We start from the raw sequence: 26,324 nt of genomic DNA on the forward strand, positions 1-26,324 counted from the left end.
CTAGCGGCGGTGTTCAGCACGCCTATGGTGCACGCGGTCGCCTCCTGGAGCTTTCGGCGATCATGATCTCGCGCGCTGGCGGAGGAAGCGCACCGACGGCGGCAACGGCGTCCCTGTCCAGGCATGGCGAACGCCGATGGGGCAGGATGCTTGACGCTGCGGCGTCCTCGACGAGGCGCTGACGGCGCATGCGAAGGAGGACGAGCAGCGGAACGCCTCCGCCGTCCCTCGCGGCGCCCTCAGGTCTGAACACGCCTTGGCTTTTCCTGCTCATCCAAGAGCTCGCGACCTGCGCTCTCAAGCGGGTTATCCTGCCGCCCCCAGAAGAGCGGGTGCGCCTGGCGCGGGAGCGAGCGGCGGGAAGCTTGCGCTTCAAGCGGTGTTGGACGACCAGCCTCGGATCGCACGTGCTGGAACGCATGGTATGCGGCTGCGCCGATGGAACGCCGGCGTGATTCTGGCTTCCGCCATTCCGTTGGATGCGATCGGCACCGACCATTTCGAGCCTTCTGCTCGTTTCTGCCCCTCGTGTCGGCGCATCCTTTGCGGGGATCGACGAAGGGCGAAACGTCTCAGCGGTGCAAGGCAAGGCGGGGCATGGATCGCCCCCTGATCTCAGGCCAATGCCGCGAGATAGTCCATTGCCTCTCCGAGGCCGACCACGTCCGCGTACTTGGCGTCCATGTCGAATAGGCTCTGGTCGTGGGCGATCTTCGAACGATCTCCGACCGCTTCCCTCACGACAATCGGACGGAAGCCGTTCTGGAGAGCGTCGACGACGGACGCTCGAACGCAGCCGGAGGTCGTGCAACCGGTCAGGATCAGCGTGTCGACCTGCGAGAAGACCAGCCTTGAAGCCAGGTCGGTTCCGAAGAAGCAGGATGCATACTTCTTGGTCAGGATCGAGTCGCCAGCCTCGTATCGCAGCCGCTCGTCGAGCTCCGGCCCACCGGATGCCGCCAACAACGTTCCGAGACCGCCCTGCTTCATGCGCCACACGCCCGCATCGCGAAGCTGCGCATCGTCGTAGCTCACCGTCGAGAAGATGACGGGGCCGCCGGCCTGGCGAACCCCTTCGGCAAGTCGGTTCGTCGCGTGAATCTGTTCTTGCATATCGGAACCGAGTGGAAGCGCCGGATCGGTGAACGCCTTGATCAGGTCGACGGCCAGCAGTGCCGGCCGTCGGCCGAAGCCGATCCGCAGCCCGAAGCCCCGATCGGAGAAGAAGGCTCGTTCGCTGGTCGTCGCATCGGTCATCGATCGTCCTCCTTGTCCGGGCGCCGCGTGTCCCGGCACGCATCCGCGACGCGCCCGAGCCCGACGCTCGTCCGCCTCCCTGCACGGCTCGCATCCTGCGGGCCGCCGCTCGACAGGAGAAATTCGTGGTAGGCAGCTCTGATGGCATCCATCAGGCGCCGCTGCAAGAGCGACAGGCGCCGATTCCTCCGACGAATCAGGTACAGCGGGATGCCGATCGCCACGCCCGGCGTTTCCACGACACGCAGCGTGCCTCGTCTCAGATCCTCCCGCAACGCGCTCTCGAAGGAGAAGCTGACGCCCACGTCGGCTCGCACGGCGTGAAGGATCGGCTCGGGATGGCCGAACTCCAACGCGATGTTGCGCCGGACGATGCCGCAGGCTTTCAGCGCTTCGTCTTCGACGTCGCGAGCGATCTGTCCCGGCGGCGGAGCTATGTAGGGAAGTTCCGCCAGATCTTCCCTGCTCGCGATCGTGCCGATGCGACGGGTGTCAGGTGCCGCCACAAGCCGAAGCGGCTCGGTCCACAGATGCTCCAGAACCAGATCTTCGGTGTTCTGGCGCCGATCGAGAATAGCCACGGAGAAGTCGCAGTCGCCGGATCGAACGCTCTCCATGGCGACCCGGGGATTGGAGATGCTCGTGGTGATGACGGCATCGGGGAACTGCCGATGGAAGCGGACGAGCACGTCGGGCAGCACGTAGGTCCCCGCCACCATCGACGCTCCCACCACGGCGCTGCCGGAAACGCCCGCCTCGAGTCCCGAGAGCTCGCGGGTCATCTCCGCGCTGCTGGCGATCATGTCTCCGGCCCAACGGTAGACGCACTCGCCCGCCTCCGTCAGCTCGATGTGGCGGCCGATCCGTCGCACCAGCGTGGTATCGAGACTGCGCTCCAGGCCGCGCACATGGGCGGTCACGGCCGGCTGCGCTATCGCCAGATGCTCCGCCGCCCGCGTTACGCTCGAAAAGTGTGCGACCGCGCAGAAGACCTCCAGCTTGTGGAGGGTCACATGCCCCGCGAAAGTCCGGGTGCGGCGCTCGCTGGCCTGCCTGCCCAGGTCTTTGGAAATGGATTGCTCCATCGATCGGCTCCCAAGGCCCGCCGCCGGCTACGGTCGGCTTCCGCCGCCCTTCGCCTTCGACGCATCCATAACCTATCACATATCGATCGGCGCCGAATTCCTATTGGACCGGCGCATGCCTGCAGGTCAGTGTCGGCACGGCGACAAATGGCGCAAGAAGAGCGCTCGTCGCATGCCATTGCCAGGAACAGGGAGAGAACTGCACGGGGCAGCCTCGGCAGCCGCGCCTGGAACAATGACGAAGACCTTTGGGAGGAACATGGCCTTGACGAACAACAGAACGCTACGCGGTTCGCTCGTGTCCGCGGCATGGATGGTCGTCCTCGCGACGACGGCGTCGGCGTCCGCCAGCGAACTGCGCATGATAAACAGCTGGGATCCCAGCTATGTCGGCTCCAAGGAGATTTCCGAGCGGTTCATCGCCGGCGTCCGCGAGGCGAGCGGCGGGAATACCGTCATCACCACGATGGGCCCCGAGACGGTCCCGCCGTTCGAGCAGCTTCAGCCGGTGACGGCCGGCGTCTTCGACATGCTGTTCACCCACGGAGCCTACCATTTCGGCGACACCGGCATCGGCATGGCGATGGACGCGGTGGTGGGCACGCCCCAGCAGGTCCGCGATTCCGGTCTCTGGAAGATGGTCGACGAGCACTACAACCAGAGGGGACTGAAACTCGTCTCCCTGCCGACCATGCCCTCGGGCTATCATATCATTCTCCGCGAACCAATCGGGCCCGACGGGGGGCTGGCCGGGAGGACGATCCGTGCCACGCCCGTCTACCATGGTCTGCTCGATCGCCTCGGCGCGTCTCCCGTCGTTCTGCCGGGAGGCGAGATCTACTCCGCGCTGGAGCGGGGCGTCGTGGACGGAGCCGCCTGGCCTTCGATCGGTGCGCTGGACTTCAGGTGGAACGAGGTCTCGGACCACTTCCTGCGTCCGACCTTCGGATCCGTGGCGCACCTCATCTTCATGAACATGGACAAGTGGGAGTCCCTGCCACCCGAGGAGCAGTCCCTGCTTCTGGCCGAGGGACAAGATCTCGAGATCGAGGTCTACGAGCGCTTCAACGAGCTCGCGCGTACCGAGAAGCAGGCGCTCGAAGCCGCCGGAATGAGCGAGACCTCGCTTTCCCCGGAGAACGTCGCCGAATTGCCGGCCCAGTGGGCGAACGGGGTATGGTCGGTCGTCGGCGAGAAGGACGGCGAGAAGGCCCAGCAGGCGCGGAACCTGGCTCTCGAAGCCGGTCTGACCAAGTAAGAGAGCCGCCGCGATGAGTGTATCTGGCGGGGCGACGCCGCGTGTCGGCGTCGCCGTGAAGTTTCTCGTCCACAAGCTGACGAAGCTCGGCCTCGCGCTCGGCGGGCTCGCTCTGGCGGCCATGACGGCGACCTACTGCTACGAGGTGGTCGTGCGATACGCCTTCAACGCGCCGACGAGGTGGGGCAGCGACGCGATCTCGTATCTTCTCTGCTGGTCGATCTTCCTCGTCATTCCCTCCCTGAGCGAGCAGCGGGCGCACGTCGCGATAACGCTGCTGACCGATCGTCGGGATCTGGCAGCGGCTCGCATCCTCACGCGCGTCGCGGCACTTCTGGCTCTGGCAGCCTGCCTCGCCACCTTCCATGTCAGTCTGGGGGAGACCCTTCGGCAGGTCGAGCGGGACGTGAGCACGATCGCCGCGATTCCCATACCGAAGTGGATCGTCTCGGCGCCCATCGCCTTCGGCTTCCTTCTCTCGGCGTTCCATTTCGCCGTAGCCGCATTCGAAAGAATGCCGCGCTCGAGCGACCCGAAGGTGCAGCTATGATCTCCGGCCCCTTGGTCGTTCTCCTGGCCGTTTGCCTGCTGCTCCTGCTCTTCATGATCGGCGTGCCGATATTTGCGGCATTCATCATCTGCAACATCATCGGCGTCTACTGGCTCATGGGAGTCAACGGCTTCGGTCTCTACGCCAACAGCATCTACGAGACTGCGACCACCGCCTCCCTCGCCACCGTGCCGCTGTTCCTCCTGATCGGCGAGATCCTGTTCCGCGGCAAAGCCGTGGACGTCCTGTTCGATGCGGTGGACAGAATCGTCCCGGGCGTCAGGGGACGCCAGCACTATCTGACGATTTGCCTGGCCACGGTCTTCGGCGCCTTGTCCGGAACCGCCATGGGCGTCGCGGCGATGCTCGGACGTGCGATCCTTCCAGGCGTCCGGGAACGCAATCTCGACGTCAGGCTGGCGACAGGCGCCATTCTGGCCGGCGCCAGCCTCGCGCCCATCATACCTCCGAGCGTTCTGGTGATCATCATCGGCACTCTCGCGGGCGTCTCCATCTCCTCGCTTCTGATCGCCGGCATCGTCCCGGGCCTGATGCTGGCGCTTCTCTTCGCCGCTTACATCTTCGTGAGAGTGCGGGTCGGCAGCATGGCCGAGGCGGAAGCCGTTCGGGTCGTCACCGACAACGCGATCAGCAGATCCCGAGCGCTGCTCCGCATCGCACCGTTCAGCATCATCTTCATCATGATCCTAGGCTTCATTCTCGGCGGGGTCGCGACGCCTTCCGAGGCGGCTGCGACAGGCGTCGTCGGCGCCCTGATCACGACGTGGATCTACGGAGGTCTCAGCTGGAGCGTCGTCTGGGAATCCCTGAAGTCCGCGATCGCGGTCGCGGCGATGATCCTTCTGATCATGGCGGCATCGAAGATGCTCGCCCAGCTTCTGGCATTCTCCGGTGGAACGGCCGCACTCACCTCGCTCGTGGTCGAACTCGGCTACGATCGATGGGTCATGTTGTTCCTGCTGCTGGCGTTTCCCTTCATAGCCTGCATGTTCATAGATCAGATCGCCCTGATGCTTCTGATCATCCCGATCTACCAGCCGGTGCTGCAGGCTCTCGGGTTCGACCCGATATGGTTCTGGACGCTGTTTCTCATCAACATCACGCTGGGCGGTATGACGCCGCCCTTCGGATACACGATCTTCGCGCTCAAGGGCGCGGCCGACGATCTTTCCCTGTCCCAGATCTTCAGCGCGAGCTGGCCCTTCGTCGGGATCTTCGTCCTCGGCATGATCATCCTGGCAGTCGCGCCGCAGCTGACCACCTTCCTTCCCAACCTCATGTAGGATCCTTCGCATGTCTGACTTTCTTGGATTGAAGGATCGGGTGGCGCTGATCACCGGTGCCGGCCAGGGATTGGGACGCGCATACGCACTCGCCTACGCGCAGGCGGGCGCCGTGCCGATCATAGCCGATATCGACGCGAAGAAGGCCGCGACGGTGGCCGACGAACTCCGCAGCCTCGGCAAGGACTCTCTCGCCATCGAGGTGGACGTCGCCTCCGAACACTCGGTCGCGGACATGACGGCACGCGTTCTCGACCGGTTCGGGCGCATCGACATCCTCGTCAACAACGCCGCGATCTTCTCGACCTTGAAGATGCGACCCTTCGAGGAGATACCTCTGGACGAGTGGCGGCGGGTCATCGACGTCAACGTCACAGGTTGCTTCCTGACGTCGAAGTCCGTGGCCGCTCCCATGCGCGAGGCTGGTTGGGGCCGCGTCATCCACATTTCGTCGGCCGCTTGGTCGATGGGTAGAGGGAACTATCTTCACTACACGACGAGCAAGGCCGCCCTGCTCGGCATGACGCGGTCGATGGCGCGGGAACTCGGCACTCACGGCATCACCGTCAACGCCATTCTGCCGGGCGCGACCCACACGGAGGTTTCTCGCGAGACCGTCAGTCCGGATCAGATGAACGCGTTTCTCGCCCAACGCTCGATACCCCGGCTGGAGACGCCCGACGATCTCTGCGGAGCGTTGCTTTTCCTGAGTTCGGACGCCAGCGGCTTCGTGACGGGGCAGACCCTGACCGTCGACGGCGGCCTCAGCTACGAGTAGCTACCGACCGTGTCGGCGGTCTGCACCGTCCGCCGCACGTCCCTTTCTCCGGCCGCGCCCCGCAGCCCGAGGCGTCTGGACGATCCGAGCGCCCGAAAGAAGCGGTGAACCGGGTGGTAGGGGAGCTGCCATCGCCGAACACGCGAAACGAGGGCGTCGGGTCGACTCGGTCGGCAGCTGGTGACGCTTCGCCGCAGCCGCCATGGCGTCAGGGGCCATCTTCGTCGGATGTGGCACGTCGGGCGTTTGCCGGTCACGCTGATTACCCGCTCGCAGGTCCCGCTTGCGACGAGAACGCCCGCGATCGCTCCATCGAATAACCCGGTTTTCCGAATCGTCGAAACAGCGAGCTGGCGGACGCGCCACCGGTTCGAGAAGGCCGATGAACGGATGGGCGACGACACCGTCATCAGGAGGCCCGGGACATATGCCGCGAAGCCCTGCAGCCTCGGACGGTTCGGCTGATCGAGCCGCAGCACCCGCTCGGCGCCGACAGTCCTTCGGAGCGCCCCTCGCGGTTCGGGTGAGTCTTGAAGAGCAGCTGGCCACAGATCGAACGGGCCTCGACAACGGACCCGGGCGACAGGGACTTGGCACCCCCTGCCCTGCGATGTCGACCTCGGAACGTGGGCACATCGACGGTTCGGGTCGCTCTCCGAGTCGGCAACGAACCACGTTTGGCGCTCGTGCGGTCGCTTTCGGCGCCACGTCTTCCGCGGGATCGCCCAAAACGAGATATCCTCTGCGTCGAGCGCACGACGTCGAGGTCTTCTTCTATGATCTTGTCCTCCGCCGACCTGATGCCGGCAAGGGAGCCGAGGTCGAGCGACCGCTCCTCCGGCTCGCTTCTCGGCAACACGCCGATCCGCGCTTCTCCGTCGACGTCACCAGCGGCTTCGAGGCTCTGCGTAGGCGACGCGCCCTTGCCAGGCCTCGGCTGCGTCGACTACACGGCGGATTGGCCCCTCCGTCAACAGCGCACTGCATAGGCTATTCCGTGCCGAGGCCGCACCTTGCTCGCGTATCCAGCTGTCGGGAGGAGCTTGCAAGAAGGGCGCGCCCTTCGGCGTACGCCTTTCTCGTTGTTCAGACCACTCCTGCGATCGCGATATGGAACGCCCTCCGTCGTCCCACCTCATCTTCGCCTAAGCTCGAACAAACTTCTACCGGCCGAAGCGTCGGCTCGTCCAATCGGCGACGTAGTCGAAGAGGTTCTTCTCGCTGTTCGAGAACGCCAGTGGATCCGGATTGCACGCCACGCACGGCGAGAAGCCGTGGGTCGCTCCTTCGATGTAGATGAGGTCCTTGTCGTCCGTCGCCGCGGCTTCGAACTCCTCCTCGGCGTCGCGGATGAAGAGGTAACCGCCCATTCCCGCTACGAGCACCGGGACTTCGATAGACGCCAGCGCGCAAATGGTCGAGTTGTTGCTGGAACAATGGTCGATCCCGTCGAGCGAATTGCGGGAGCGTACCGCCTGCGTCGAGAGAAACGACCGCAGCGTCAGGAGCTTCGTGCCGCGATCGAAGGCGCTCGTCGACTCCTTCGTGTCGAGTTCCGCCGGACTGACGGAAACGACCACTTCTTCCACGATGGAGCCGTCGTTCTTCAAGAGCTTGCGGGGCCGGCTCGTGGATCGCAGAGCGACGGACGTGTCCAGGCTGTGCAGCTGGGAGGCTCCGCCCGGCCCCGGACCGGGATTGCCCCCGTGGGGGATGACGAAGATGTCGTTGTCGGGGTACGGTCCCGCCCCTGCTCGAATGGCCCGCATGCGTTCCTCGGCCACCTCGATGAGACGGTTCATCCGGGCCGACTGCGCCGCAAAGTACCGCTCCTGAAACTCGGGCGAGTAGTTCGAGGATCCTGCCGAGTCGTATCCGTTCTCGACCCGATAGGGATCGAGGCTCGGATCAAACCGTCCCGGCGTCTCGTCGAGCACGGCGCCGTTAAGGCTGCGCAGCAGGATCACCGGAACGCCCGGGTGGGCATCGGCCAGGATCAGGCCGTCCGCAGCCGGAAGATCGGCGAGGTCGTCCTTGCACGGCACCAGCTTGCGAGAGTCCTGGCAGAAGCCGAGGCCGTTCTCCGCGACCGCCTGGTAGAAGGACAGCGTGGGGCCGCCGCCGCTGTGCCCGAGCAGGACCACATGTTCGATCCCTTCCTGCGCGCGCAGGAACTCCACGCCGGCCTTCACGTCGAGGGCGATCCTGTCCCAGTCGACCGCCGCCTCGTTGTTGACGAAGCGCGTGTTCATGCACAGCGCGGCGTATCCACGCTTCGGAAGCTCGCGGCACGTCGGATGGAGAAGGAAATCCGACGTCCGATGGATCGCGAGGAAGGCCGTCGTCGCAGTGCCCGACGCAGGCTCGGAATAGAGGCCTCGAGCCCGGTCGAGCGCCACATAACGCGGCGACTTCTCCTCCTGCGCCGAGGCCGACGACAGGACACCGATGGTCAAGGACGCGACACAGGCCGCGAGCAACGTTCGGACGTGCATGTAGCTCTCCCTAGATTGGATCTTCGACGGCTGCGTCACTCGTTGGAGTGGTCGAGTCGGGGAGGCCCGATCGTCCCGTTTCCGGCCGACGAATGGGGCACGCGATGCTCGACATCCACCTCGGTCTCGCCCGAAGCGGCCACGGCTCTAGGCGGCTCAGGCTCCGAACCTTCTTGCCAGCCTGGACAGCGCGGCGTTGAGCAGAATGGCTATGGCGAAAAGGAGGAGGAGAAGTGCGTACATCCGAGCCATGTTGAACGTCGTGTACGTCTGGATGATGAGGTAGCCGATGCCCTGGTTGGACAGCTTCGTCTCCGCCAGCACGGTGCCGATGATGGCGATGCCCAGCCCCAGCCTGAAGCCGTTCGTCAGAGGACCGCGAATGGCCGGCAGGAAGATCTTGTAGAACGTCTGCCATCTCGACAGCCGGAAGCTCGCCCCGACCCGCAGAAGGATGGGGTCGACGCTCCGGATCGCCGCCGCCGTGGCGATGGCAATGGGAAAGAAGGACGACAGCGCGCCCAGGGCCGCCTTGGATCCCGGTCCGATGCCGAACCACATGATGAGCAGCGGGAAGAAGATGATCTTCGGCGTGGGACCGAGATAATACAGGAACGGTTCGTAGGCGCGCGACAGGAACCGGCTGTTGCCAAGGACGAAGCCGACGGCCAGACCCGTGACGCCGCCCACGAGGATGGCCGTGCCGACCTCCCACGCGGTGATCGCGAGGTTGGAGTAGAAGACGGGATCGACGAGGACGCCGCCGAGCGCCGCCACGACGACCACGATGCTCGGAACGACGTCCTCGAACAGGAGACCCGAACGGGCCATCGCCTCCCAGATCAGAAGCAGGCTCGCGACGATGGCCAACTTCAGGGAGCGGACGCGGGTCTCGAAGGATAGAGGAGCGGATTTCGTCAGGGGAATGCTGGCAGTCGACATGGATCACCTTTCCATCGCCGTCCGGAACGGCGGCCGCGATGCTCCGGCGGACCTGACGGGTCCGCCGGAGCGATCTTCGTGCGAGCGCTACGAGCGCGGCGGAATCTGGATCAGTTGGCCGAGTTCCTCCTGGGTGAGCTCGCGATCGGTGTACTTCAGCGAGACGGCGCTCGGCACGATCTGCGAGAGACCCACGACCTCGTCAGGGTTAAGCGCCTGTTTCGGGAAGAACTCGTCACGCGTTCGACGGGCGATCTCTTCCGAGATGCCGACGAATTCGGCGTAGTGCCGAAGAGCTTCGTCGTCGGCGTACATCCAGTCGACCGTCTCGCGGTAGGCGGTCATGAACCGACCGAGCGCGTCGCGCTTGCTTTCGAGGGTGGCGGCGTTCGTGATCAGGAGGCGAACGGTCTGCTCGCGGAAGGCGTCGGCGTCGCTACCGCTCGCGATGATGCGGATCTGGTTCTTCTCGATCAGATCGAGGCCGAACGGAGGGGCGGCCCATCCGATGTCGATCTGGCCCGACATCACCGCGGTCAGCGTCGCCGATGGCCCACCGGTGGCGGTCGGCTGCGCATCGAGGTCGTTCTCGTCGATGAAGGCGTTGACGACGCCGTGGGTCGACGAGCCGTTGGTCGAATAGGCGATCGTCTGACCGTCGATGTCCTTCAGCGACTGCACCGGCGAGTCCGACTTCACGTACCAGTAGAGATCCTGGCCACCCGTCGTTTCGGCGCCGATGATGCGGATGGGGGCGCCCTTCGAGAAGGCGCTGAGTGCGCCCATCACCCCTGCGGCGACGCCGACATCCACGCTGTTGGACAGGACGGCCTGCTGGGTCTCGCCACCGCCCTGGGTGTAGAGGATCTCGAGGTTCAGGCCGTGCTTGGAGAATATTCCGGCACGCTGGCCCAGCTCGGCCACCGAGGTGTCCCAATTGCCGCGCTGTCCGACTGCCAGCTTCAGGGTGTCCGTGGTCTGCGCGGCGACGGGTGCCGCGGCCGTCAGCAGCATTCCTGCCGAGAACAGCAAGCCACCGATCGTCGATCCGATCTTCGTCATTTTCAAACCTCCCTTGTCGTTGATCCTAAGCCGTCGGTCGCCTCGGACGGTCCGCCTCCGAACGGCCGGGCGGCACGAACGCCGCTCGACCGGGAACCGCGAGGATTGGTGACCAACGTTATTCCCGCCACGATGAAGACGAGCCCGAGAATGTGGAAGACGCGAAGCTGCTCGCCCAGGAACAGGATGGCCAGCGCCGCGGTGAAGACCGGCATCGCGTACATGTAGATCGCCGTTCTGCCCGGCCCGAGCGCCGCCACGGAGCGGTTCCACACGACGTATGCGAGAATGGACGGGAAGATCGCCAGGAAGAGCAAGGCGGCCGCGGTTCTCCAGCCGAACGCGACGCCCCCCACGGTTCCCACCTCCCATATCACGAAGGGAACGTGGAACACGGTCCCCATCGCGAAGGTGGCCAGAAGAAACGCCATCGGCGGCAAACGGCTCGGCCTGCGTTTCACCAGGACCGTGTACAGCGCCCAGCACGTCAAGCCCGCGACGACGAGAAGGTCGCCGGCATTGAACTCGAGCGAGAGCAGCCGCCCGGGATCGCCGCGCACCACGATGGCGAGCGCTCCGGCGAACGCCACTCCGGCCCCAAGCGCCTGCGACGCGGTGACTTTCGTCCTCATCAGCAGGAAGGCGAGAAGAAAGGTCGCGACCGGCATCAGCGAATTCAGGATCGCAGCGTTGACGACCTGCGTGTGGTGAAGAGCGACGTAGACGAGACTGTTGAAGGCCGTCACTCCGATCAGGGACAAACCGGCGAGATAGAACGCTTCCTCGCGCAGCGTCCGCCGGTGCGCGGCCAATGCGGCGGCCGCGAAAGGCAGCATGAACAGACTGGCGAGAAGCCACCGGTAGAACGACATCTGCAGAGGGGGGATCTCGTTCCGCATCAATCCGGAAACGACGAAGTTGCCCGCCCAGAACAACGGCGGAAGAAGTGCCAGGACGTGGATCGAGCCCGGTGCGCGCGGAGCCGAAGCTCCTTCTCCCGCCAAACTCGGCTGCGAAGCTTTCGACATCGTGGATCCCTCAGCCGCCGGGGCGGAGCCAACGCTCCAGCCGCTCGATGACGATGAAGAAGCAGACGCTCACCAGAATGACGAAGCCGATCGCCACATAGGTTCCCGGCAGGTCGTAGCGCTCCGCCAGTTCGTTGATCAGCTGCCCCAGTCCGCCGAAGTTGATCAGAAACTCCAGTCCGAAGATGTTGATCAAGGCGAAGATCAGACTGAGCCGAATGCCGGTGAATATGGTCGGGACTGCCGCCGGAAAATGGATCTTCCAGAAAAGATCCCACTCGCTGAGATTGAAGGACCGGCCGACATTGAGAAGAGAGCGACGGACGATGCTCAGCCCTTCCACCGTCTTGAGGATCATCGGAGCAAGTCCGGCAAGGAAGCCGAGCATCACGATCGTGAGCGCGTTGCGCCCGAAGATGACGAGGAACAACGGATAGGCCAGGATCAGCGGCGCGGCGGCGAAGGCGGCGATCCAGTTTTCGGTCGCCGCCCTGACGAGCCGAGATCGATAGAGGAGAATGCCCAGCCCGGTGCCGACGACAATCAGGAGGACGCTTGCTCCCAAGGCTTCGCCGCCGGTCAGGAGCAGGCGCCGGCCAATGCTCTCCTCGGCGACGACGCGGGGTATGGCCGCGACGATCGAGGACGGCAGCGGGACGACGTAGACGCTGAGGACACCCGTCCGTATCAGCGCCTCTACCAGGCAGAAGACGAGAATCAGGCTCGCCCAGGCGAGCGCGGCGGGTCGGTAGTCGCGGCGGCGGAACGAAGTGGTCATGCCGCCCCTCACGAAGAGCGGGAGCGGGCTTCGGCATCCTGCATGCCGCGGCTCGCCTCCTCGCGCAGATCCTTCCAGATCTCGGCGACGTATGCGCCGAACTCCGGACTGCCCACCACCTCGGACGTGCGCGGTCGGGGCAGGTCGATGTCCAGAACCCGCTTCAACCGTCCGGGCCGGTAGGTCATGATGACGATCTTATCGGAGAGCTGCACGGCTTCCGTGATGTTGTGGGTGATCAGCACCGTGGTCTGCCGGAGCTCCTGCTGGATCTTCAGGATGTGATCTCCGAGAAGAAGCCGGGTCTGCTCGTCGAGCGCTGCGAAGGGTTCGTCCATCAGGAGGATCTTCGGCTCGAAGGCGAGCGTGCGCGCGATCGCGACCCGCTGCCGCATGCCGCCCGACAGCTCCGCCGGAAAACGCTGCTCGAAGCCTTCCAGTCCGACCATGCGGATGAAGCTTCTCGCCCGATCGTATCGTTCAGCACGCGGAACGCCGGAGACTTCCAGCGGAAACACGACGTTGTCGATGACGGTGCGCCACGGGAAGGTCGACTCTTCCTGGAACACCATCCCGATGTCCTTGTGCGGACCGTCCATCCGCGTACCAGCGACCGTCACGTCGCCCTGGTAGCCGCGGAGGAGACCGCCGACGATATTGAACACCGTCGACTTCCCGCATCCGGACGGCCCGATGATCGACACGAACCGTCCCTGCTCCACGCCGACGCTCATCCGATCCACCGCGACCACGGGCCCTTGCGGCGTTTCGAACTGCATCAGGAGATCCTTGATCTCCAACGCGAAGTTGGCCGTTCCCTGTCGCGTGACGTCCCGCAGCTGGGCGCCGACTTGCCTCATATCGATCCTCCCGAATCATATTCCGCCGGTGATCGAAGCGTCCTTGCTCCGCCGTTCGGCTCCACTCCCGCTTCGGGACGTCCTCCGAACCCTCTCATCCAGATCAGAACGATTCCAACAATCTCTTAGTTTGTAATCTAACTTTTTGACGTTCGCAATCCGCGTAGGACACGACGTGGCGGCGGGCCGCCTCGCCTCGCGCCGACGATCAGAAGTCCAGAACCAGCTTTTCGTCGCCGGCGGCTCGCGAGACGCAGATCATGATGGCGTCCCTGCGCTCCTTCTGCCCGAGAACGAGGTCCCGGTGCTCGACCGCTCCACTCACGAGCTTCGTCCTGCAGGATCCGCACGTCCCGCTCTCGCAGGAACTCGGAACCGCATAGCCGCGCTCCCTGACGACCTCGAGGATTGACTTGTCGGACGGGATGTCGAAGACTTCGCCCGTCGACGCGCGCTCGACCACGAAGGGCTTCGCGTCGGCGCCGAGCGCGGACACTCCGGCAAAGTCCTCGAAGTGGATCTGGCTCGACGACCAGTGGCCGGTCAGGTTGCGGATCTCGTCCATGAGAGGCGAAGGGCCGCAGCAGTAGACGTGGGTGGTGTCGGGCGTCTCGAGATCCGGCCAGAAGTCGTACGCGGCGTCCGGGTCGCCACCGTCGTGGTGGATGGTTACCTTGCCCTTGAACGGAGGCGCCGACAACTCGTCGCGGTAGGCGGTCAGTTCCGCCGATCTGGTGCAGTAGACCAGTCGGAACTTCGGGTGGCCCTCGCGCACGAGCTTGCGCATCATGGAGAGGATCGGCGTGATTCCGATCCCGCCGGCCACGAGGAGGTACTTGGGAGCATCGACGAGAGGAAACGCGTTGGAAGGCTCCGAAACCTCGAGCGTGTCTCCGACGCTCGTCTCCCGCACCATCGAGCGGGAGCCCCCCCGGCCATCCTCCTCGCACTTGACGGCGATGACGTAGCGCGAGGTATCCGCGTTGTCGCTGCTGATCGAATAGCTCCGCACGCTGCCGCCCGGAGTGGCGACGTTCAGATGAGCTCCCGGCTCGAAGCCCGGCAGCTGCGCTCCCGACGGGTCGCGGAACTCGAACTCGCATATCTGCGGCGTCAGCATGCGCTTGGCGCTGATGACGAGGTTAAGTTTTGCGGCGCTCATGCCTTGCGCGAACCCTTGGTTTCCGACGTCGCGTCGAAGCGTGCCGACCTCACGGTCGGCACCGAAGATTGAGGCGGGAGATGCGAGACCCTATTCGGCGGCGCTTGCCATCTCGCGATCCGTCTCGTCCTCCTCCATTCCCTCGAGGTAGGAGATCTCCTCCTCCGAAGCTCCGAGAGTCCGCCAGTCGACGTCCTTCAGAACGATGCCCTGGTAGGAGCGGAGCTTCGCCTGGGGAATGTGGGGCTCGACGTGTCCGATCGTGCCGCCGCCCGCCGCGAACTTGCGCGCCGCATCGATCATCAAGCGCCTGAACTGCACGATCGCGATGTCGCTGGCTCCCAGGCGCTCGCTCGTTCGATCTGCGATCGGCCCCATCGACTCCCACATGGCGATGTCCTGGTTGGGGATGCCGGGCAGCCCCGTGAAGTCGCCGAGCTTCATCGCCTTGCGATCCTGCAGGTAGTTGTTGGCACGCGTGCGCAACATCGGCCTGTAGTTGGAGTCGAGATCGATGCCGACCTGCGCGACGCAGAACTTGCGCCAGGCCTCCTGATCGATGCCGCCCTTCCCGTCGGTCCAGGCGATGAAGTGGAAGTCGCTGCTCACGTCGTCACGCGGGACGATCACGCTGGCCACGTTGTACGAGCTGTTGGGGGGAATGAGCGCGGTGAACGGCGCCACGTAGGTCGTCAAGCGGATGTAGTCGTGGGTCTGCGCGTTCTTGATGGGCTTGCGAACCGCAGCGTATCGGAAGCCGTAGTTGGTCAGCTGAACCTGGATGCGAGGATTCTTGTCCGTCGAAGGCCGGGTCCAGTGGGTAGCGTTCGCTCCCGCGGTCTCCACACGAGCAGGCTTCATGTCGGACGAGTGAAGACTCGAGCTGTGCGCCGAGTCGATCTGCCCCTCCATGATCTGCGCCCAGTTGCAAGGAAGGACGATCTTCACGATCGAGACCTTCGCTTCGGGCGTGGGGGCCCAGGGAGGGGGCTCGAAGGCGGGCATCGCCTCGCGCGGCCCCATGTAGACCCAGACGAAGCCGCCGGCCTCCTGCGTCGGGTAGGCCTTGTGCTTGACCTTGTCGGCGAACCCGCTCTCCGCCGGCTCCGACACCATCTCCAGGACGTTGCCCTTGGTGTCGAACTTCCAGCCGTGGTAGAGGCAGCGCAGACCGCACTCCTCGTTCCGTCCGAAGAAGAGCGAAGCCTTGCGATGCGGGCAGTACTCCCCGAGAATGCCGATCTCGCCGTCGCTGTCGCGGAAGGCCACGAGATCCTCGCCGAACAGGCGCACCCGCACCGGCGCACCGTCGCGCTCGGCGAGCTGCTCGGAAAGCAGAGCAGGAATCCAATGGCGCCGCATCAGCTGCCCCATGGGAGCCTCTCCCTCGACCCTGCACAGAATTTCGTTCTCTTCGGCGGTCAACATCCGTGTTTCTCCTCTGCACGCCTTGAAGTGCGACGAGACACTTCGTTAGCGTTCTAAGTTGTTTCGCCGGCGACGCTCGTCGTCACGAACGGGAGCCGTCGGGCCGGCCTGCCGAGCGCTATGCCGCCTCGGGATCGCCAGGGGCTCCCGGGTTGTTCGCCGCGGACGCGATCAGAGCGATGGCGTCGTTCTCCACCGCGGCGGCGCTCGCGTAGCGAGGCGCCGTGGTCACGATCGGCCGCTGCGCATCGTGCGGGTGGTAGATCTCGAGGCCGAAACGGCCGGTTGCCCGATCTTCCACGGCTTCGATCCGGATGAGAGCCAAGACATTGTCCTATCGGTTGCGAAGCCTCGGGATCCGCACGGGCCCGAGCCTCCAAGGGATTGCGACGATCGCCCGCAGGCGACCAACCAGGCGAATTCTCGGGAGCGTCGGCAGGGAACGGACGCCGATCTGCCACGACGATTGTTCCAGGAACCGACCACCCGTCACATGGTCGGCGTCGCCGGCCATGCAGCTTCGACACCGATCTGCCCCGTACCTCCCCCTATTTAATTCGTTAGAATACTAATTGCAACCCCGTCCTTCCACGTGGGCCTTGGCGAACGGGTCGATCGTCGTGCGGGTCGCCCTGGCCGATACCCGCGCGATCAACACGTTAGCGCGCCGGCCAGCGCCGAAGACGGGGGCGGATCCATGCCACTCTTCAAGCTTTGACGCTCGCACGGCGCCAAACCTCGCGCACGCAACCACGCAGCACGTCGCCAGGCAGCCGGTCGACCTTCCCGAAACAAGACCCGCATGCGCCGAGCCGCGCGTGAACGGCAGGTACCGATCGCCGGCATCGGAACGGGCCGTCGAGCTGGATCTCGTGAAGGTCCTCGAAGGAGGCGAGCTCCTGTGTGCAAGCCTGCCAGGCGCGCTTGCGTCGTGCACCACGGCGGCGCGCTTTTCAAGCGCGATCTCCGACCTCGCCAGCTTGCGTCACGAAACGGGCTTTGCAGGCGACGGGTGAAAGAGACGGTCGGCATGCTGGCCGATGAAGAACACGAGCGGCCAGGCTTGGCCACTCGTGACACGCGCTTCCCCGCTGCCTATGCTGAAGAGGCGGGTCGGGTCCGCTTCGAAACCTTCCGAGCCCCGTCGCGAAGCTCGCCACGTCGATGGGAAGATGCGGCGGGCTTCGTCGCTCCGCCTCTTCATCTCACGCTGACGTGATCGTTACTCGCGCTCGCGCCACGTCGGCTCATGCTGCGAGCGCGGGGCTGGTCGTCCCAATTCCTTCCTGTTCCGCAGCGAAGCTCGTCCGGCGTCGCCCCGACAAGGCGGGCTTCCCCCTCCCCCGTCTGCACATGCTCGCCTCCGCATGAAGGAAGCGCGAGACTCGCTCGCAGGAGCCGGGCGAGGTTCGTTCTCCGAGGCATCGCGAGCGGGCCTCGCACCGCCGCGCCGATCGGCGGTGCCGAGACGAACGGTTTACCGCAAGCTGGCCAAGAAGCGCGGCAACAGCGCCACTCGACAGGCTACGCCTGCGCAGCGGCGCGCCGACCCTTTGCGAACCGAGTGTGAGACGATCATGTCCGGCTTCGACGACAGAGCCGACCAAGCCTGGGCCGGCAGCGGGCTTGCGCGATCCCGCATGCGTTGTGACTTCAACCGTCGGGATCGCTCGAACCGAGCCGTGGACGGGCGGGTCGCCCCTCGGCAGGCGGTCCGCGAGGTATCCGCGGTCGTGGGCGAGTTCGCAGTCCCGCGCGCAGTCCATCACTCCGCTGGAACGCACCGCACCGCCTCGCGAAGATGCACCTCGGTTGGCCATCTTCAGCGCGGGAGCGTGTCGTCGTCGAGGTTCCGACGAACCCTCAGGAGAGTTTCGAGGAAGGTCCGGCGCTCCTCGTCGGATAGACCGGACGTCGCCGTGTCGACCACCCCCATGGCGATCGGCAGCAGTTCCTCTCGCAAGGCTTGCCCCTTGACTGTCAGGAAGACGTTGACCTTGCGCTTGTCCTGCTTGTTCCGTTTGCGTTTCACGATGCCCGCCCGCTCCATTCCGCTGATGGCGTGGAGCGTCGTAGGTTCCATGGTGCCGACCCGCTCGGAGAGCTCCCGCTGCGTGAGTCCGTCCTCCTGCCAAAGCGCTCGCAGGAAGTACCACATGCCCAGGGCCACCCCGTGCGGCTCGATCCGCGCCTGAAGGTAGCGCTGGGTGGCCCGGTTCGCCATGCGGATCTGATAACCAACGCTGCCTTCGAGCGGGAACGCAGGCTTCCGCTCCTCGTCGTCGACGCCTTCCGCTTCACGCCCCGTCGCTCGGTCGGTTCCTCGTGGCTGACCCTCGGTCGACATCGGCGTCTCCATGCACATTCTGGACGAGGATCCGTTCTTCACGGCGCCCCGCATCGTCTCGGCCCACGTGCCGATAGCAGGTAGTTCGAGAACGAAGCAATCGACGGCGGACGAGACTGGACGCGTTCGGCCGCTTTGGAGGGCGCTTTCGCGATGTGCATCGCCATCGCCCCTTTCTCAGCCGAACGCGACGAGAATGACTCCCGCGGTGGCCATGACCGAGGCCAGTATGACCGCGCGTGTCGGCCATCCTTCCGTCCTGAACAGGAAGACGGCGATATACGCCGAAACGAACATCTCGAGGGAACCGATCACCGCGACCACGGTCACGCTCGTGTACTTGATGGCGAAGAACTGCGCGGTCTGCCCGATCGACAGGCCGATCGCTGCGGTGAGCTGATAACGGCCGGGTCGCATCAGCCCCTGGCGCAGTCTTCGTCGTCCGGCCGAACTCAGGATGGCGGCCACGCCGTAGGCACCGAGTGCGGTCACGGAACTGATCAAGGCCCCGAACGCGGCATCGGGCAGACCCTGCATGCCGAGCTTGCGTGCGACGTAGGCGCTGCCGTAGGCCGCGGCGGAGATCGATCCGTATATCTGCCCGGCAATGAGATTGGCGGGATCGCCACTCGCCAGCTGCGTGCCGGTGCGCAATCTGGCGTCGACCACGGCCACCAGGATGCTGACGGCTATGAGCGACATGCCGACGGCTCCGACGATCGACACGGCCTCGCCGAGGATCAGGAACGCGAGCATGGCTGCCACGAGAGGTACGATGCGGCGGAACACCCCTGCATTGATCGCCCCTCCCGTCACGATCGACCTGAACAGCGTCGCTCGCCCCACCACGGTGGCGAGCAGACCCGACACGGCGAACCAGAGGAGACCGGCCAGGGGATCGGGCGGCACGACGCGTATGCGGTCGTCGAGAAGGACGAACCAGATCGAGCCCGCCAGCACCGTCGTGAGAACGACCGACAGGAAGGCTCCGTTGTCTCCCGCGGCACGGAGCGTCGCCCCCTTCGCCACCGCCGCGTTGGCGGTGGCGAACGAGAACACGGCGAGGAGCGCCAGGGCCTCGCCTAGCATGGTTCAGAAGCGCCGGACGCGAGATGCCGATCCGCCATGTCGGGGTTGGATCTCAGTGGCCGGCCAGGCTGACATGGATGTTCTTCTCGTGCGTGAAGCTCAACAGCTCGTCCAGACACTCCTCGCGACCGATGCCGGACTGCTTGACGCCGCCGAACGGAGCGCCGAGGAAATGCTTGGAGACTTCGTTGATCCAGACGAAGCCCGCCTCGACCCGGCGTGCGGTACGGTGAGCGGTGACGAGGTCGCGCGTCCAGATCGAGCATGTCAGACCGTATTCCAGCGCGTTCACCTCCTCGATCATCGCCGCCTCGTCCGACCACTCCCGTACGGCGAGCACCGGCCCGAAGATCTCCTCGCGCGCGATCCGCATGTGAGGCTCGACCCCCGCGAAGATCGTCGGCTCGATGTAGTTCCCCTTCGCCAGTTCGGGCTGGGTCGGACATCCGCCCCCCGCGACCAGCCGCGCGCCTTCGCGCTTCGCCGATTCGATGAACTCCATCACCCGCTCGAAGTGGGACCGGCTGACGAGCGCACCCATCGTCGTCGAGGGACGCGTCGGGATGCCGGGACGGAAGCGCGCGACTGACCGTTCCATCTCCTCGAGGACGTCGTCGAGAATTCGGGAGTGGACGAACGCGCGGCTCGTCGAGCCGCAGGACTGACCGCACCAGGTGAAGTTCATGCCTGCGACGGCCGCCCTCGCCACGATGCGCGGGTCGCTGTCGGGATAGGCGATCAACGCGTTCTTGCCGCCCAACTCCAAAAGAACGGGCTTGATGGTCTCCGATGCGGCCCTCATCACGGCGCGACCCGCGGCGACGCTTCCGATGAGAGTGACCTTCGCCACGCCGGGGTGGGCGGCCAGGGCGGCGCCGGCCGGGGTGCCGCCGGGCAGGACGTTGAAGACGCCCGACGGCAGCAGACCGTCGACGAGTTCCGCCAGACGCAGAGTGGATAGAGGCGCCTGCGCCGGCGGCTTGACGATCACCGAATTGCCGGCGGCCAAGGGCGCGGCCATCTTGCCGCCGCAGAACATGAACGGATGGTTGTATGCCAGAATGCGTGCGACGACGCCCAGCGGCTCGCGCATGGAGAAGTTCACCGCGTCGGGGCCCATCGGTATGGACGCGCCCTTCATTTCGGTGACGAGGCCGGCGAAGAAGTCCACCTGCGCGGCCGCGATGGCCGCGTCGCCCATCATCTCGGTCACCGGATTCCCGCAGTTCGCCGCGTCGATCGTGGCGAGCTCCTTCGCGTTCGCGCGCAGAATGCGCGCGATCTCCTTCAGGATCCGCGCCCGTTCGAGAGGGGCCACGTCGCGCCATTCCAGGAACCCTCGCCTCGCCGCCTCCACGGCACGGTCGACATCGCCTGCGTCCGCGTTCGCGACGGTGCCGAGACTGACGCCCCGACCCGGATCGACCATGTCGGAGAACCCGCCGGCCGCCGGTTCGTGCCATCGGCCACCGTAGTATAGCCCTCGCTGCTCCGGGAGACGGGGCTCCCAGATGTCCTCGGCGGTCACGTCCGGCATGCTGCCCATCTCCATCTTCCTCTTGTCACTTTCGGATCGCTACTGGTCGGCGTCCCGCCGCTCACGCGCCGAGCAGCTCCTCGATGAAGACCTCGCGTCCCTGCTCGGCCGACATCTGAAGCGCGAGAAAGGCCGCGACGGTCATCGTCGCCGACCGACCGGTATGGATGGGCTCGCCGCCCCGCAGCGCGTCCCGAAGTTCGTCCAGAACCTCCGCCCGAGGAACGCCGACCGGGGGCAGGGCCTCGAAACGCCGCTCCTCGTCGGCATAGATCTCCACCCCTGTCGGCTTCGGGCGCAGATCCGCCCTGTCGCACGACACGAGAAAGAGGCCGAAGTGATTGTAGCCCGCCAGGTCGGGTATGCGGGACGCTTCGGGGCCGCTGCTGGCGAAGGTGCGCTTTCCCTTCAACGCGGCCTCCTCTTCCGGAGAGGTCACCGTGCGCAGGAGCGCGCGCGCCTGGCCGTAGCGGCGCGGGTCGCGCTGGACGCCCATCTCCCCGATCCAGTCGTTCCACTCGTCGGTGTCGAAGTGCGCGTAACCGCTGTAGGTCAGCGACGCGCAGGTGCCGTCCTCGAACTGGAGAAAGGCGAGATAGGCGCCCTCGGTCGGCCGAGCCGCATCCCAGATGCCGGTGGAAGCGCGCACGGAGCGGATCTCCGATCCCGCCAACAGGCGCGCCACGTCGATCTGGTGCGGCGCCTGGCTGAACAGGACGCCTCCGCCCCGGGACGTGTCGAGCTCCTCGGGACGCCGAGGACGATAGAGGTAGTCCGTGAAGTTCAGCGCATTGATCATGCGGACCCGGCCGAACTCGCCGGAAGCGACGAGCTCGCGCGTGCGCAGGTACGGTCGGTCGAAGCCGTGCGAGTGACCGACGAGGAGATGCACTCCCGCCGCCTGCGCGGCGTCGTTCATCGCCCGACATTCGTCGAGCGAGAGCGCCATCGGCTTCTCGACCATGACGTGCTTGCCGGCGCGCATGGCGAGAAGCGCGTGCTCGAGATGCATCTGATGAGGCGTCGCCACGTAGACGGCCTCGACGCGAGGGTCCTCGCACAGCGCCTCCACCGAGGAGTAGGCACGGCTACCCGGAAAGACGGCTTCGAAACGGGTACGCGAGATCGCCTGAGGCGCAGCCGCGGCGACGACCTCCACGCCGGGATGATGCGCGAACGTCGGCAGCATCAGCATGAACCCGCGTCCGAGCCCGGCGATTCCCAGCCGCACCGGTTGATCGTGCGCCATGCGCCCCTCCCTTCCCATTCCCGACGAAGCGACCACTCCACGACGGCGGAGCCCACCGCCTGCCGCCCCTTCCGATCGACGGCGCAGCGGCGCCTTGCCGAATCCGAGATCCTGTGGCAGTTAGAAATCTAACTATGCATTTCGCCTCGCGCAAGACCGAAAGTCTTGTGCGGAGGCTCGGTAGGAGAAAGCGTCGATGAATCGTCTGTCCCTGTCGGTCGCCGTCGGAAACTACGACCGGACCCGTGCGCTCACCGATGGGCGCGTGCGCATCGACGGCGTCGATCCGGTCTTCAGCGTCCTGTCCCCGGAGGAGATGTTCTTCCGGTCGTTCCGCCACGAGGCGTTCGACGTGAGCGAGCTCTCCCTCTCCTCCCAGTGCGTGAGCGTTTCCCAAGGCACGTCGCGCTACGTGGCGATCCCGGTGTTCCTGTCCCGCGCCTTCCGGCACACCTCGATCTACGTGCGGACGGACGCAGGGATCGGCGGCCCCGAGGATCTGAAGGGCCGACGCATCGGTCTGGCGGAATACCAACTCACCGCCAACGTCTGGGTTCGCGCCATCCTGGAGGACGAGTACGGCGTGAAGCCTTCCGACATCCGATGGGTCCGCGGCGGGATGGATGCGCCCGGCAGGCCCGAGAAGATCCGGATCGAACTTCCCTCGGACGTCGAGCTGTCGGCTGCGCCGGAAGGTCGTTCCTTGAACGACCTCCTGATCTCCGGCGAGATCGACGGCTTCATCGGCCCCCGCGCTCCGCGCTGCTACCAGGAAGGCGATCCGCGCATCGCCAGACTGTTTCCGGACACGATCGGAACGGCCTCGGCCTATTTCCAGAAGACCGGCATCTTCCCGATCATGCACGTGCTCGGCGTGCGCCGTTCCCTGGCCGATCAGTATCCGTTCCTGCCCGGCGCGCTGCTCAAGGCCTTCACGGAGGCGAAGCGGCTCGCGCTGGACGAACTGCGCGACACGTCGGCCACGAAGGTGACGATGCCCTTCGTCGAGGACCAGCTCGAGTCCGCGACCCGGCTCATGGGAGCCGACTTCTGGCCCTACGGGGTCGCGTCGAGCCGGGCGACCCTGGACGCCTTCCTGGACGCCCACCACCGTCAGGGACTGTCGTCGCGCCGTCTCTCGGTGGAGGAGCTCTTCCACCCGGCGACGCTCGAAGCGTACAGCTTGTGAGGGCGCAGGTGATGTCGAAGGAACGCATGGACACCCGCGATCCGGGAAGCCGCCGGATCGATCGACCGGTCGAGACGGAGATCGCGTCCCACTACGGCAGCGACGCCATCGCGCAGATGTTGCGGGCTCTCAAGGTGCGCTATGTGGCCTTGAACCCGGGCGCGAGCTTTCGAGGCGTCCACGACAGCCTCGTGAACTACCTCGGGAACGACGATCCGAGCATGCTCCTGTGCCTGCACGAGGAGAACGCCGTCGCCATCGCCCACGGCTACGCGAAGGTCGCCGGCGAGCCCATCGCGGTCTTCCTCCATTCCAACGTCGGCCTGATGCACGGCGCCATGGCCATCTTCAACGCGTGGTGCGACCGCGTGCCGATGCTGATCTTCGGCGCCACCGGCCCCGTCGACGCCGCCGCACGCCGACCTTGGATCGATTGGATCCACACGACGACGGACCAGGCGGCCCTGGTGCGCCCATACGTCAAATGGGACAATCAGCCCGCCTCGGTGCCGGCGGCCATGGAGGCCATGATCCGCGCGGACATCATGGCGCGGACCGAGCCATGTGGGCCGACCTACGTCACCTTCGACACGCAACTCCAGGAAGCCCCTCTCGCGGCCGCCCCGCAACTACCCGACCCGGCGCGCTACCGCCGTCCGGAGAAGGCCGGTCCCAGCGCGGCGATGGTGGAAGCGGCACTCGCGATGATCGCGCGCGCCAAGGCGCCCGTCATCCTGGCGGGCAGGGTCTCGCGCTCGACGGAGGACTGGGCTCGGCGGATCGCGTTCGCCGAGGCCCTCGGCGCCGGCGTCGTCACCGACCAGAAGGTGGGAGCAGCCTTTCCGACGGATCATCCCCTGCATCGAGGCGCTCCTCGCTTCTTCCTCGGCGACGAGGGAGCCGAAGCGCTGTGTGCCGCCGATCTCGTGATCAGCCTCGACTGGCTCGACCTGGCCGGCACCCTGCGCCTCGCCGGCAGGGTCGACGCGGCCGTGCTGAACATCTCGCTGGATCATCTGCTGCACGGCGGCTGGAACATGGAGCATCAGGCGCTGCCGGCAGTGGATCTCCATCTGCCGGTCGATCCGGACCTGGCCGTGCAGGCATTCTGCGAAGCGCTCGCGATCGAGCCCGCTCCGCTCCCGGCTGACAGCCCCGTCTGTCCCGCCGCGCCGCCGGCATCCTCCGACGCCGCACTCGACATGACGACGCTCGCGAGCGCTCTGGGACAAGGATTGAAGGGAGAGTGCGTCTCGTTCGTACGCCTTCCGCTCGGATGGGCCTCCGAGAACTGGCACTTCCGCCACCCCCTGGATTTCCTGGGCTACGACGGAGGCGCAGGCATCGGATCCGGGCCGGGGATGCTGGTCGGCGCGGCCCTCGCTCTCAGGGACTCGGAACGTCTCGCGGTCGGCGTCCTGGGAGACGGCGACTTCATGATGGCTAACAGCGCCATCTGGACGGGCGTCCACTACGGCATCCCGTTCATCGCCGTCGTCGCGAACAACCGCTCGTTCTTCAACGACGAGGTCCACCAGGAACGGGTCGCCGTGATGCGCGAGCGTCCTGTCGAGAACAAGTGGGTCGGCCAGCGGATCGCCGAACCGGACATCGACATCGCCGCGATCGCGCGAGCGCAGGGCGCCGTGGGCATCGGGCCGGTCACGAAGGTGGGCGAACTCCAGGAGGCGGTCCGACGCGCCGTGTCGCTCGCCCGACAGGGATCGAGCGTGGTGATCGATGCCCGCATCGTGCCCGGCTACAGCAAGGCCATGGCCGCCGGTCTCGTGCGCGAGGCGGACTGAACGAGCTTCTCGACGCCTTCGGTATCCGGACCCTTCCGCGAGCAGGATCGCCAGCGCCCGCACCGAGGACTCGCAACGGCCGCCGCCGTTTTCGGACCTGCATGCGGGCCGTGGGCGACGATCGCGGATCGGTCGCCGGAACTCACCGTCTGGACCACCGATCTCGCTTTTCGCCGCAGGTCCGGGTCGGTGTGACCTGCAGAACGGCGGAGGCTGTCCATCCACACCACAAGGAACGAGGACGATGTCTGCAGGAACGGCAACTCTCCACGAGGACCAGGATCAAATCGAGGCGACGCTGACCTCGCTCGTCCTGGCCAACCGCATTCTCGCGCGCGAGAACGTCATCGACAGCTTCGGCCACGTCAGTGTTCGTCATCCGCTGCATCCCGGGCGCTATCTGCTGTCGCGATCCAGAAGTCCGGAGCTCGTGGCGCGCGACGACATCATGGAGTTCACCCTCGAAGGTTATCAGGTCGGCAGCGATCCGCGTGCGCCCTACGCCGAGCGGCACATACACGGTGCGATCTACAAGGACCGACCGGACGTGAACGCCGTCACCCATCATCACGCTCGCTCCGTCCTTCCGTTCACCATGTGCGACGTCTCGCTTCGTCCCATGTTCCACATGGCCTCCGTCATCGGCGCCGAAGTGCCCGTCTGGGACAGCCAGAGCGAATTCGGCGACACGAACATGCTGGTCGACAGCATGGAGATGGGACATTCCCTCTGCCGGACGCTCGCCTCCAACAGGGTCGCTCTCCTGCGCGGCCACGGAGCGGTCTGCGCGGCAGCCGACCTGAAGTCGGTCGTGATGATATCGGTCGGTCTGCGCGACAACGCCGAGCTGATCCAGACCACACGTCAGATGGGGAAGGTGACGTATCTCACCGACGGCGAGATCGAGATGGCGGGCAGCATGCTGCTGAGCCCGATGCCGCTGACACGAGCCTGGGACTACTGGACCGCTCGCGCGGGCTTCGGCGGAATGTGACCGTCGTGCCTGTCGACGCCTCGGCCAGCTCCGCGGGCAGGCCGTTCCGACAAAGGAGCGGCGGCACCATGAAGTGCTCGTCCAAGGCGGGAATACGGGCCGAGCCGGGAGATCGAGAATCCTGGCC

General features: G+C 65.6%; 22 protein-coding genes. 7 read left to right on the forward strand and 15 right to left on the reverse strand.

Annotation, left to right across the window (positions count from 1 at the left end):
* Window positions 1-615: 615 nt before the first annotated feature.
* Entirely contained in the window at window positions 616-1,257 is a 642-nt protein-coding gene (locus tag FZN60_RS04120; RefSeq protein ID WP_158871402.1) for an isochorismatase family protein, read from the reverse strand.
* Window positions 1,254-2,342, reverse strand: coding sequence for a LysR family transcriptional regulator (locus FZN60_RS04125; RefSeq protein WP_158871403.1), 1,089 nt, complete (start codon window positions 2,340-2,342; stop codon window positions 1,254-1,256). Before FZN60_RS04125 ends, FZN60_RS04120 begins: the two co-directional genes overlap by 4 nt.
* Here FZN60_RS04125 and dctP point away from each other — a divergent pair.
* From dctP to FZN60_RS04145, 4 genes are read left to right on the forward strand one after another with little or no spacing between them, the layout of a single operon-like run.
* Complete coding sequence (gene dctP / locus FZN60_RS04130) at window positions 2,329-3,600, forward strand: TRAP transporter substrate-binding protein DctP (protein ID WP_158871404.1); 1,272 nt, start codon at window positions 2,329-2,331, stop codon at window positions 3,598-3,600. The two genes, FZN60_RS04125 and dctP, sit on opposite strands and share 14 nt — an antisense overlap.
* Window positions 3,601-3,613: 13 nt before the next feature.
* Window positions 3,614-4,150 (forward strand): TRAP transporter small permease, encoded by a 537-nt coding sequence (locus tag FZN60_RS04135; protein ID WP_158871405.1) that lies wholly within the window; start codon window positions 3,614-3,616, stop codon window positions 4,148-4,150.
* Entirely contained in the window at window positions 4,039-5,454 is a 1,416-nt protein-coding gene (locus FZN60_RS04140) for a TRAP transporter large permease (protein WP_246726582.1), read from the forward strand. Before FZN60_RS04135 ends, FZN60_RS04140 begins: the two co-directional genes overlap by 112 nt.
* 10 nt (window positions 5,455-5,464) lie before the next feature.
* Window positions 5,465-6,232, forward strand: a complete 768-nt coding sequence (locus FZN60_RS04145) for an SDR family NAD(P)-dependent oxidoreductase (RefSeq protein WP_158871406.1) — start codon at window positions 5,465-5,467, stop codon at window positions 6,230-6,232.
* Window positions 6,233-7,395: 1,163 nt separating this feature from the next.
* On the opposite strand, the gene FZN60_RS04150 is transcribed toward FZN60_RS04145, so the two are convergent.
* The 13 genes from FZN60_RS04150 to FZN60_RS04210 all read right to left on the reverse strand — a co-directional run bounded on the left by FZN60_RS04150 (window position 7,396) and on the right by FZN60_RS04210 (window position 22,209).
* Complete coding sequence (locus tag FZN60_RS04150; RefSeq protein WP_158871407.1) at window positions 7,396-8,766, reverse strand: alpha/beta hydrolase family protein; 1,371 nt, start codon at window positions 8,764-8,766, stop codon at window positions 7,396-7,398.
* Between the two features lie 117 nt (window positions 8,767-8,883).
* Window positions 8,884-9,669 (reverse strand): ABC transporter permease, encoded by a 786-nt coding sequence (locus FZN60_RS04155; RefSeq protein WP_199266482.1) that lies wholly within the window; start codon window positions 9,667-9,669, stop codon window positions 8,884-8,886.
* 87 nt (window positions 9,670-9,756) lie between these two features.
* Window positions 9,757-10,731 (reverse strand): ABC transporter substrate-binding protein, encoded by a 975-nt coding sequence (locus FZN60_RS04160; protein ID WP_246726583.1) that lies wholly within the window; start codon window positions 10,729-10,731, stop codon window positions 9,757-9,759.
* A 2-nt stretch (window positions 10,732-10,733) separates the two neighbouring features.
* Window positions 10,734-11,759, reverse strand: coding sequence for a DMT family transporter (locus FZN60_RS04165; RefSeq protein ID WP_255475873.1), 1,026 nt, complete (start codon window positions 11,757-11,759; stop codon window positions 10,734-10,736).
* Between the two features lie 10 nt (window positions 11,760-11,769).
* Window positions 11,770-12,549 carry an ABC transporter permease gene (locus FZN60_RS04170; RefSeq protein ID WP_246726584.1) on the reverse strand — a complete coding sequence of 260 codons (780 nt, stop codon included), beginning with the start codon at window positions 12,547-12,549 and terminating at the stop codon, window positions 11,770-11,772.
* Window positions 12,546-13,397: an ABC transporter ATP-binding protein gene (locus FZN60_RS04175; RefSeq protein ID WP_158871409.1), complete on the reverse strand. Its 852-nt coding sequence runs from the start codon at window positions 13,395-13,397 to the stop codon at window positions 12,546-12,548. The genes FZN60_RS04170 and FZN60_RS04175 overlap by 4 nt, the downstream gene beginning before the upstream one ends.
* A gap of 208 nt (window positions 13,398-13,605) precedes the next feature.
* The gene (locus tag FZN60_RS04180; protein ID WP_158871410.1) at window positions 13,606-14,559 is read right to left on the reverse strand and encodes a PDR/VanB family oxidoreductase; all 954 of its coding nucleotides are present in this window, start codon (window positions 14,557-14,559) and stop codon (window positions 13,606-13,608) included.
* 90 nt (window positions 14,560-14,649) lie between these two features.
* Window positions 14,650-15,933, reverse strand: coding sequence for a Rieske 2Fe-2S domain-containing protein (locus FZN60_RS04185; protein WP_246726585.1), 1,284 nt, complete (start codon window positions 15,931-15,933; stop codon window positions 14,650-14,652).
* Window positions 15,934-16,105: 172 nt separating this feature from the next.
* Window positions 16,106-16,312: a hypothetical protein gene (locus FZN60_RS04190; RefSeq protein ID WP_158871412.1), complete on the reverse strand. Its 207-nt coding sequence runs from the start codon at window positions 16,310-16,312 to the stop codon at window positions 16,106-16,108.
* Window positions 16,313-17,809: 1,497 nt separating this feature from the next.
* Complete coding sequence (locus FZN60_RS04195; RefSeq protein ID WP_158871414.1) at window positions 17,810-18,334, reverse strand: MarR family winged helix-turn-helix transcriptional regulator; 525 nt, start codon at window positions 18,332-18,334, stop codon at window positions 17,810-17,812.
* Window positions 18,335-18,511: 177 nt separating this feature from the next.
* Window positions 18,512-19,423, reverse strand: a complete 912-nt coding sequence (locus FZN60_RS04200; RefSeq protein WP_158871416.1) for an EamA family transporter — start codon at window positions 19,421-19,423, stop codon at window positions 18,512-18,514.
* Between the two features lie 52 nt (window positions 19,424-19,475).
* Window positions 19,476-20,951 carry an aldehyde dehydrogenase family protein gene (locus FZN60_RS04205; RefSeq protein WP_246726586.1) on the reverse strand — a complete coding sequence of 492 codons (1,476 nt, stop codon included), beginning with the start codon at window positions 20,949-20,951 and terminating at the stop codon, window positions 19,476-19,478.
* A 70-nt stretch (window positions 20,952-21,021) separates the two neighbouring features.
* Window positions 21,022-22,209 (reverse strand): Gfo/Idh/MocA family protein, encoded by a 1,188-nt coding sequence (locus FZN60_RS04210; protein WP_158871419.1) that lies wholly within the window; start codon window positions 22,207-22,209, stop codon window positions 21,022-21,024.
* A gap of 196 nt (window positions 22,210-22,405) precedes the next feature.
* Between FZN60_RS04210 and FZN60_RS04215 the strand changes: the two genes are divergently transcribed.
* The 3 genes from FZN60_RS04215 (at window position 22,406) to FZN60_RS04225 (ending at window position 26,197) form a co-directional block, all read left to right on the forward strand.
* The gene (locus FZN60_RS04215) at window positions 22,406-23,398 is read left to right on the forward strand and encodes an ABC transporter substrate-binding protein (RefSeq protein ID WP_158871421.1); all 993 of its coding nucleotides are present in this window, start codon (window positions 22,406-22,408) and stop codon (window positions 23,396-23,398) included.
* 26 nt (window positions 23,399-23,424) lie between these two features.
* Window positions 23,425-25,203 (forward strand): thiamine pyrophosphate-binding protein, encoded by a 1,779-nt coding sequence (locus FZN60_RS04220; protein WP_158871423.1) that lies wholly within the window; start codon window positions 23,425-23,427, stop codon window positions 25,201-25,203.
* Between the two features lie 244 nt (window positions 25,204-25,447).
* Window positions 25,448-26,197 carry a class II aldolase/adducin family protein gene (locus FZN60_RS04225; protein WP_158871425.1) on the forward strand — a complete coding sequence of 250 codons (750 nt, stop codon included), beginning with the start codon at window positions 25,448-25,450 and terminating at the stop codon, window positions 26,195-26,197.
* Window positions 26,198-26,324: the final 127 nt, after the last annotated feature.

Origin of the sequence: Antarcticirhabdus aurantiaca (assembly GCF_009765365.1) — a bacterium.
Classification (GTDB): domain Bacteria; phylum Pseudomonadota; class Alphaproteobacteria; order Rhizobiales; family Rhizobiaceae; genus Antarcticirhabdus; species Antarcticirhabdus aurantiaca.